We start from the raw sequence: 8,952 nt of genomic DNA on the forward strand, positions 1-8,952 counted from the left end.
GGCGAGAGCGATCTTGCAGGTCGTCTTTTTGGCGGGCTAGCTTCCAGAAGTGGTAAGCGATCGCATCCCCCGGCCCCTCCCCAAAGCCCGGTGGTTTCTCCTTACGGTAGGAATATTCTTTAACCGGCTTGACCAGATCGCGCACCTCGTCAGAGTCGAGCCCGTGCTGCAAAATGAAATCGGTCATAGCGGCGCGATCGCCCTGGGAGAGCAGCCGCAGTTCGTAGAGCGAGTCGCTGCCCTGCTGCGTGAAGTGGGCCTGGGTAGTGGCTTTTACCCCAGCTTTGAGCGCCGACTGGTAGACCTGCTCGGCTACCACAATCTGGTTTTGCTGAATGGGCTCGAACCCTGTTTCTTCAAAAATTTGCTGAGGATTGAAGCCCGCCTTTTGCAGCGCCTGACAGCCCTGGGCCCAATCGACCCAGGTGCCTTCCTTGCGCCGCAGCTTCAGCAGAACGTCCTGCACGGCAGCGGTATCGGGGGGAGAAGAAGAACCAGGGAAAACCATTGCGATCGCCACGTCAACACTACATTCTCCCTGACTCTATCGCGGATGGCCGCCCTTCACCGCTACCGTGAGACAAAAATTGGGGCGAAACCGGGCGCGAAACTGGGGGTTGACGATGGTACCCCCCTTGCGTCACTATTGTTGATGCGCTCAATGAATACGTTGACGCACTCGGGGCTATAGCTCAGCTGGTAGAGCACTTGCATGGCATGCAAGGGGTCAGCGGTTCGAACCCGCTTAGCTCCATATTAAAGCTCATACACAAAGAAAAGGGATCGGTGGACAGGCCGCCGATCCCTTTAATTGCTGGTTTAAAGCCGCTGGTTTAGAACGGTTGGTTTACAGGTGGTCTAGGGCTTAGAAGGTGTAGCCTAGACCGACAGAGCCATTGACCTCGGTGTTGTTATAGAACGACACGTTGACAGCACCATTGGCAACGACGCGATCGGTGATACGGTAGTCAACTCCACCAGTCAGCATAGGGCCGACGGAGGTAGAGCCTTCGGTAGAAACCGACAGACCACCGCCCACATAGGGCAGCAGACGACCGTTGTTGGTAACAGGGTTAAAGTCGTAGGTCACGGGCAGCAGGAAGACGGTTTCACCATTGTCGCTGAAGTCGAGGTCGCTGATGACGCCGGGGCGCACCGAGATGTTGTCGGCGACAGTTACCTTGCTGTTGATAGAGAGGCCGATGTCGTCACCGATGCCGACGCCTGCGCCGACGTAGTTGTAGTCGGTGCTGGCATTTTGGGCGTTAGCGGCCATCGGTAGGGCAGCCATAGAAGCAGCGGTGATACCCAAGGCGATCGCAGCGATAGAACGGATTTTCATGGTCATTCTCCAAATGCAAACTGTGTGTTGTTGACTGTGTTGTTGAAAGGCCCACCCAAACGGCCAACGCGATTCAAGAGTCAATACCATCAGGTCGGGGCCATTAGGTCGGGATGGGGATGGCGGTGAAGCAGTTGTCTTCGCTTTCGCCATGACACTGTTGTAGCGCTGGAGCCTAGGCACCCTTGAGCGAGGCCATGACACTTTGTGTAGTGGGTGATACTGCCTAAACAGTTTAGAAAACGCTATAAATTTCTCAAATCCTTGCCAGGTAAGGATTTGAGGGCTTAGGGCGGGGATGATTACCGCGATCGCCACCACCCCGCGAATCGACAATGGGGCGGTTTTGAGCAGGCAGGTACCCCAACTGGCACATTCAACTGGCATATACCCAGGTTCAGGCTGCTGCTCGGCTTTCTAGACCGTTGGCGGTAGGCAGCATCTAATTTAAACTGAGCGGCAATGACCACGTCTCCCCTAGCCCAGGTTGAAACACTGGTCTACACAGTTTAGGGGGTTTGAGGTGTTGCTTTCACCCAAGATAGCGGCAGCAAAACTTCAGGTTTACTTCCAGTTCGCACGCATCCATCGCTGCATAAAGGATTCGTAAAGTGGGAACAATCACTTCACACAGCGCTATGTTGTCAAAACTTTGAAAAGTAGTAATTTGCTGTGCACTTGGTAAGCCGCAAACGGCGATCACAAGCTTAAGTAAGTTCACGGTTATTGCTCCCCAGCAAGAGCCCTATTACAATCCCAAAAAGGCAAACCTGTTTACCGCTAGCGCTTAACTAAAACCCTCTAAAAACCCTTTAACCCAAAATTACATGTATTTAACGGCTTGCCCGCCTCACTCTTATTAATAGAGCCTGGGCTGTTAATAGAGCCTGGGCTATAGTCCTTAGTTTTCTCGCTCCTCATCTGAAAGCTGAATGTTATGCGGCGATTTTTTCCATTCTGGGTCAATATCAGCTTGGGGATACGTTTGGGAATTGCTTTCAGCAGTATTACGCTTTTCTTTTCGCTAGTTTTAGGTGTGGTAGCTGGCGGCATCGCCCAACAGCAAATAGAGCATGACAAAGGCCAACACATGGCGCTGATGGCTGAACAACTGACTAACGAGTTAGATCGAAGCCTGTTTGAGCGCTACCGCGAGATTCAAATTATTGCCGAATTCGAGATGGTGCGCGGGCTTGCCCAATCCCGCGCTGACCGGCGACCTTTGCTTGATCGGCTCCAAGATACTTACTCGGCCTACACCTGGATTGGCTTTGCCGACGAGCAAGGCGTGGTTCAAGTCAGTACTCAGGGTTTGCTCGAAGGGGTGAGCGTAGCTCAGCGAGACTGGTTTTTGCAAGCCCAAGATCGGCCCTTTGTGGGCGATGTGCACGAGGCGCTGTTGCTGAGTCACCTGCTGCCTCGCCAGGCCGATCAGCCCCCGCTGCGACTGCTAGATATAGCGTCCCCTGTCTATGATGACCAGGGAGAGCGCTTGGGCGTCTTAGGTGCTCACATCACCTGGGACTGGGTGGAAGCTGTAGCGGCTTCGCTGCTCGACCATTCCACCGCCAGCAACCAGGAGGTCTTTATTGTTGACGCCGCTGGGCATGTCCTGCTGGGGCCGCAGGCTTGGCAGGGGAAGCACTTAGGCCTCGATAGCCTGCGCCAGGCCCAAACCCAGTCGGAGGGCTACACCATTGAGCGCTGGCCCGATGGTCAGCGCTACCTAGTTGGTTTTGTCAGCAGCCAAGGATATAGCAGCTATCCCGGCCTGGGCTGGACCATTTTGGTGAGCGAACCCGTTGCGATCGCCTTTAGCCCTGCCCGTGCCCTATTCTGGAGAATTTTGCTGGGTGGTCTCAGCCTGGGGAGTGGGTTCGTCGCCATTGGCTGGATTGCAGCCCAACGAATTACCAAGCCACTGCTGCAAATTTCAGCGGCTGCCGACCAAATTCGGGAGGGCAATCGCAATGTAGTGCTGCCCCCGCTCAGGGGTCACAATGAGGTGACCAGGCTGACAGAGGCGTTTTCTCAGCTGATGGCTAACCTGTTTGCCCAGGAGACCCAGCTGCGTCAGAACAATGCCCAGCTTGAGCGTCAGCTAGAGGATAGACGGCGCATGGGGCAGTCGCTGTGGCGCAGTGAAGAACAGCTGCGACAGATTGTCGATGGAATTGAAGATTCGCTGCTGCTGCGAGAAATTAGCAGTGGTGAGCTGATTTACTCTAACCATCGCTTTGCAGAGCTTTACCAAGATGTAGTAGCCAACAACCAACAGCCAGGAGCCTGGCTACAGTATGTTCATCCCGACGATCGCGGTTGGGTAGCCGAAAAATTTGAGGCAGAGCTTCAGGGCAAAGCCTTTTTCAATGATGAATACCGATTTGTAGGGGCCGATGGGCACATTCGCTGGATCTGGAACCGCTCGTTTCCCATTCGCGATGAGTTGGGTGACATTTATCGCTACGTTGTCATTGAGCGAGACATTACTGAACTCAAGCAGGCTACGGCTGTCCTACAGCAGCTGATGGCGGGCACGGCAGCTGTGGTCGGCGAGGCCTTTTTTCAGCAGCTGGTTCAGCATCTGGCCTCAACCCTCGAAGCTTGCTGTGTCTATGTGGCGGAACACAGAGTGGGAGAGATGCACACTCTGGCGCTCTGGTCTGAAGGACAGCTACAGCCCAATGTGACCTTTGCCGATACTCAGATGCCCTGTGCCAAAGTGCTGGAGAGCGGCTTTTACCGTTGCTCTACCCAGACCGCCCAGGCGTTTCCTGCCAACGCTTTTCTGCAGCAGTTAACGGTTGAGGGATATATAGGGGTAACGATGACCAATGCCCAAGGCGATGTGCTAGGGCTGCTCTGTGTGATGAGTACGCGACCTCTGCGCGATCGCATCGACTACATCCCCATTCTGCAAATTTTTGCCAACCGAGCGGCTGCCGAGCTAGAACGCCAGCGAGCGGAACTGGCGCTACAGAAGAGTGAGTCTCGCTTTCGGCTGCTAGCTGAGAATGTTAAAGACCTGGTTTGTCTGCACGACCTGACCGGCAGGTTTCTCTACCTCAGTCCGTCCTGCAAGTCGCTGCTGGGCTTCGAACCGGAAGAGCTGATTGGCAGTAACCCCTACCGCCAGTGCCACCCGGAGGATCGCCCCCTGATTCGGCCCCAGTTTCAGCAGGCGGTTGAGCATCCTTCCTCAGGCCCAATTACCTACCGGGCACGGCGAAAAGGGGGTGGCTATGTCTGGCTCGAAAGTTTGGTCAAGGTGGTTTACGAGGCGGGGGTAGCCACCTATCTACAGGTCAGCTCCAGAGATATCACTGACCAGGTGCGGGTACAGCAGCAGCTCGAGCATGATGCCACCCACGATGGCCTGACCGGGTTACCTAACCGCAGCCTGCTCATAGAGCGCTTAAACCTAGCTCTCAAACGAGTGCAGTGCGATGATGAAGTCAATTTTGCGGTGCTGCTAATCGACCTCGATCGCTTTAAGGTGATCAACGATAGCCTGGGGCACGAGGCGGGCGATCGCCTGCTACAGCTGATTACCCAGCGGCTGGGGACGGCGATTTGCGGCATTGACCTGGCAGCCCGGCTGGGCGGCGACGAATTTGTGCTGCTGCTGGAGGATATTGAGGGGCTAGCGGCAGCGGTGCGGGTGGCCGAGCGCATCCTAGCGAACTTTCAAACGGCCATTCCTCTGGGCTCTCAGGCGGTGGTGGTAGGGGCCAGTATCGGCATTGTGCTGGGCGATCGCAGCTACAGCGACGGCATGGATATCCTACGCGACGCCGAGATCGCTATGTATTCGGCCAAGCAAAACCACCAGTTGGGCTACGTCATTTTTAACCAGGCCATGCATGAACAAGCCTTTCAGCGTCTAGCGCTCGAAAATGACTTGCGCCTAGCCCTTGAGCGGCAGGAGTTGACCCTGCGCTACCAGCCCATTGTCAATCTAGCTACCGGTTGCCTGGTGGGGTTTGAGGCCCTGGTGCGCTGGCAACACCCCGAGAAAGGCATGATCTCTCCAGTCGATTTTATCCCCATCGCTGAAGACACGGGGTTGGTGGTGCCTCTGGGGGCATGGGTACTCAAAACCGCCTGTCAGCAGATAGCCGATTGGCAGCGCCAGTTTCCCGGCGCTGCGATCCTCAAAATGAGCGTCAACCTATCCGTTCAACAGCTCCAAGAGGCCAACCTGGTGGCCCAGGTTCAGCAAATTCTCGCCGATACGGGGCTGGCGGGGCACTGCCTAGCGCTCGAAATTACCGAGAGCATGTTTGTGGCCGATATCGAAGCCATCAACGGTCGCCTGCAGCAGCTCAATGACCTGGATGTGCAGATCAGCATTGACGACTTTGGTACCGGCTTTTCGTCGCTCAGCTATTTGCATCGCCTGTCGGTCAATAACCTCAAGATCGATCGCTCCTTTGTCAGCAACTTGTTTGAGAGCCAGCGCAATCTCAATGTCGCCAAAACCATTGTCAACCTGTCTCAGCACCTGGGGCTGACTACCATTGCTGAAGGCATCGAAACGCCAGAACAACTACAGCAGCTGCAAGCGTTAGGCTGCCAGCTGGGCCAGGGATACCTGTTTAATGCCCCGGTCACTCAAGCGGTGGCAGAAACCCTCCTGGCTGAGCTAAACGTGGTTCAGGTGGTCAAAGCCTAGAGATTGAGGGGTTTAGGGTTCAAGGTTTTAGGGTCACGGCAGACCTTAAGCCATAAACCCTAAACGCCACCAAACCTGTCACCTTTGCTCAGTAGGCTACTCAGACCTGCTCTGGTTATTGATGGCCGCATTGATCTGGGTAAAGATTTCCTCAAACAGCTGGGGCGGTGCGCCACCCGGAATCAGCAGGTCATTCATGATGAAGGAGGGGGTGCCCTGGAGCCGGAGCTGTTCGGCTAAAGCCAGGTCTTGCTGAATGGCGGCTTCGGCCTCGGCGCTGGCGCGATCGCGGTTAAACTGCTCCAAATCTAGCCCCATGGCCTCGGCTAACTCAACGTAGAGATCTTCGCCCAGGCGATTTTGGTTGACAAACAGGCCATCGTGGTAAAGCCAAAACTGCTCCTGCTGCCCCGCCGCCCAGGCGGCCTTTGCCGACGGCATCGCCTCTGGGTGAATTTGGGTGAGCGGAAAATGCTTGTAAACGTAGAGAATGTCGTTTTCGTGGTTGCCCACAAACTCCTTCATGTGGCCTGCTGCTACGGCGCAGTAGGGGCACTCAAAATCTGAGAACTTAAACAGCACAATGGGGGCGTTGGGGTTGCCCTTTGTAGCCGAAGACCCAATCAGGCTGGCCCGATCTGTAGACGTAATGACGTCAGTAACAACGGCCTGGTGGGCTTCAGGGCTGTCGGGGGGGCTGGCCTGGTTGCGCCGAGGCACCAGCAGCAGCAGCGGAATCAGCATACCAACCACCAGGGCACCCACAATGCCCCACACCAGCAGCTTAGAGTTACGCATCCGCGTCAAAAGATTATCCATGGCTCATGTCCCTGTGCTAGTGCTACCCCCATCATGCCGCCCTGGGGGGCACCTTGCTACGGGTGAACCGCGCTAGCGCCGCCGCTCGCTCAGCGGGGAGGGTGTATCTAGGCGTGGCGTCTGCTGGTAAACGCGTTGCCAAAAAATATCTCGCAGGCGGCGTCTGGCCCGCGAAGCCCGCTGGCGCAGAGCGGCTTCGGTGGCGGCGGGGTGCCCTTCGGCAATCAGCCACTGGCTAATTTTGGCCCATGACCAGTCGCGTACAGTGCGTAGATAGAGCAGGCAAGTGGCTTCGGGGTCTTCCTGATGGAGCAACTGTAGCGCCTGATAGAGCAGGTCAAGCTCTTCGGTAATCACCTGCTGCTGCATCAGGTTAAGGCGCGGGTCGGGCAGGGCTGCCTCCATCACCTGAGGGTCAGTGGCGCTAGCTCGGTGCTTGCGCTTGCGTTCGTAGATAACGTGGAAGGCGGTGGCCTTGAGCCAGGCGTAAGGATTGCGAATCACCTCCCCTGCCTGCAGCTTTTTCTTGCCTCGCAGGTAGGCTTCATGCAGAATCTCGTGGGCTTCGTACTGGGTGTTGAGGTGGTACTGCCTGAGGGTTCTCTGAATCGCACTCAGAATCGGGTAGGCATGGGGGTTGTCTTTGCCGAGAATGTCACTCAGCGCCTGATCGAACACGTCTTGGGCTGGAGCATCGGCGGGTAAGCGGAACTCATTAAAACCACTACTGTCGTCGGATTGGCTCATATTCCCTTTGGCGTTAGGTGAGGCATCACTCACTTAACAAGTGATATAAGCAGCTCCAATGTGACAATCAAAATTGCGGAAACTACCGTCAAAAAAGATCTAAAGAAAAGTAACGCTCCCCTGTCACAACCCCAAACCCCAGGTCACTAATACACTAGCGTGACGATTGTCAGGCCCGTTTGCTAAGACGGTTTGGCAGGTTGGCGCTCTGGGCATTTCAGCAGGGTTACCCCGGCTGGGTGCTCGGTTGGTTTGTGCTTTGGACTGGTTTGGTTCGAGTGATACGGGTTTGAGTGACGCTAGTTTTGGTGATGGAAGTCTTGCTGATTAGGGTTTGATTGAGCGCTGCGTCCTGGCATTCGCAATGGTCATGGACGTAACGGTTGAGGATCGGGCTCGGTTAGGCGATCGCCGTCTGCTCTAAACCAGCCCTCAGCAAGGCCACCTGGCACACCTGGTCTACCTGCTTCCCTACAAAGGCACGTGAGGAGTAAATGAACACAGAACGCGTAACGGCACCTCTAGACGCTCCGCTTATGGTTGCGGGCTCTGGTGCACCCGATTCTATGCTGGCCGATTTGCTAGAAGCGCAGGGGGAAATCCCCCTCGATGGCCTGGGGCAGGCGTTGCGGCAGCACCGTTCTATCTTGATCGACTACTGCACCCTGGCCCTTCAGCCCACTCTCTCAGCCGCTGACGAGACTCGCTTGAACGACATTTTGGCTCAGGCGGTGGACAACCCCCTGCTGAGTTTTTGGCTGGATGAGGCCGATGGCTGGGTGGGCGAACAGCTCGATCTGCTGCCCGAAGAAACGCTCAAGCAGCAGCAGAGTAAGCTGCGGCGCATTATTGGCCAAACCTGGGTCGATACGCTCTGGCACGATTTGCAGCACCGGACGAAGGCACTTCAGGCCTACCTGAAACGAGTGGGGGTTTATAGCGGGGCGATCGACGGCATTATGGGGCCAACCACCCAGCACGCGATAGAATCCCTCAAGACGGCGTACCCCGACGACTTGCCGCTGGGGTACCTATAGGCACTGGTAAAACGGTAGGGACAGAAGCGTCATGAATCGTATCATGAATCAATTGGCGGTGAGATTTCAACACCTTCTGCAAGCGCTAGTGTTAGGGCTGGTGATAACGCTGGGTCTCGTGGTATACCCGGCTGGGGCGATCGCCGCCTCAGCCCCAACCGCCCCCCTCACCGCTCACCTGGGCACCGCTGACGGCAGCCTCCGCTTTGAGCCCGACCAGATGCAGTTTGTGGCCGGTCAGCGCTATAAGCTGGTGCTTGACAACCCTAGCCCCGAGAAGCACTACTTTACCGCCAAAGATTTTGCCGACGGCATTTGGACGCAGAAGGTGC

General features: G+C 56.0%; 6 protein-coding genes, 1 tRNA gene and 1 pseudogene. 4 read left to right on the plus strand and 4 right to left on the minus strand.

What is annotated here, in order from left to right:
* The coding region (gene raf1 / locus IQ273_RS26045) for a RuBisCO accumulation factor 1 (protein ID WP_313898252.1) at nucleotides 1-508 on the minus strand (508 nt) is incomplete at its 3' end.
* A 173-nt stretch (nucleotides 509-681) separates the two neighbouring features.
* On the opposite strand from raf1, the gene IQ273_RS26050 reads away from it, so the two are divergent.
* Nucleotides 682-754, plus strand: a tRNA-Ala gene (locus tag IQ273_RS26050).
* Nucleotides 755-865: 111 nt separating this feature from the next.
* Here the strand turns inward: IQ273_RS26050 and IQ273_RS26055 are convergent.
* Entirely contained in the window at nucleotides 866-1,342 is a 477-nt protein-coding gene (locus tag IQ273_RS26055; RefSeq protein WP_228053899.1) for a hypothetical protein, read from the minus strand.
* 985 nt (nucleotides 1,343-2,327) lie between these two features.
* Between IQ273_RS26055 and IQ273_RS26065 the strand changes: the two genes are divergently transcribed.
* Complete coding sequence (locus tag IQ273_RS26065) at nucleotides 2,328-6,017, plus strand: EAL domain-containing protein (protein WP_194026056.1); 3,690 nt, start codon at nucleotides 2,328-2,330, stop codon at nucleotides 6,015-6,017.
* Nucleotides 6,018-6,113: 96 nt separating this feature from the next.
* Here the strand turns inward: IQ273_RS26065 and IQ273_RS26070 are convergent, their stop codons facing one another.
* Entirely contained in the window at nucleotides 6,114-6,836 is a 723-nt protein-coding gene (locus IQ273_RS26070) for a DsbA family protein (RefSeq protein WP_194026057.1), read from the minus strand.
* A gap of 72 nt (nucleotides 6,837-6,908) precedes the next feature.
* Nucleotides 6,909-7,583, minus strand: a complete 675-nt coding sequence (locus IQ273_RS26075; RefSeq protein ID WP_194026058.1) for an RNA polymerase sigma factor — start codon at nucleotides 7,581-7,583, stop codon at nucleotides 6,909-6,911.
* 494 nt (nucleotides 7,584-8,077) lie between these two features.
* Between IQ273_RS26075 and IQ273_RS26080 the strand changes: the two genes are divergently transcribed.
* Both IQ273_RS26080 and IQ273_RS34050 read left to right on the plus strand, forming a co-directional pair.
* Nucleotides 8,078-8,620 (plus strand): peptidoglycan-binding protein, encoded by a 543-nt coding sequence (locus tag IQ273_RS26080; RefSeq protein ID WP_194026059.1) that lies wholly within the window; start codon nucleotides 8,078-8,080, stop codon nucleotides 8,618-8,620.
* Nucleotides 8,621-8,651: 31 nt separating this feature from the next.
* Nucleotides 8,652-8,952: pseudogene (locus IQ273_RS34050) on the plus strand (biphenyl 2,3-dioxygenase); the annotation flags it as partial.

Origin of the sequence: Nodosilinea sp. LEGE 07298 (genome assembly GCF_015207265.1) — a bacterium.
Taxonomy (GTDB): Bacteria; Cyanobacteriota; Cyanobacteriia; order Phormidesmidales; family Phormidesmidaceae; genus Nodosilinea.

What these genes read in the sequence shown, in the direction of transcription:
- IQ273_RS26055 (WP_228053899.1), bottom strand. Translation starts at nt 1,342, where the DNA reads ATGAAAATCCGTTCTATCGCTGCGATCGCCTTGGGTATCACCGCTGCT.
- IQ273_RS26080 (WP_194026059.1), top strand. Translation starts at nt 8,078, where the DNA reads ATGAACACAGAACGCGTAACGGCACCTCTAGACGCTCCGCTTATGGTT.
- IQ273_RS26075 (WP_194026058.1), bottom strand. Translation starts at nt 7,583, where the DNA reads ATGAGCCAATCCGACGACAGTAGTGGTTTTAATGAGTTCCGCTTACCC.
- IQ273_RS26070 (WP_194026057.1), bottom strand. Translation starts at nt 6,836, where the DNA reads ATGGATAATCTTTTGACGCGGATGCGTAACTCTAAGCTGCTGGTGTGG.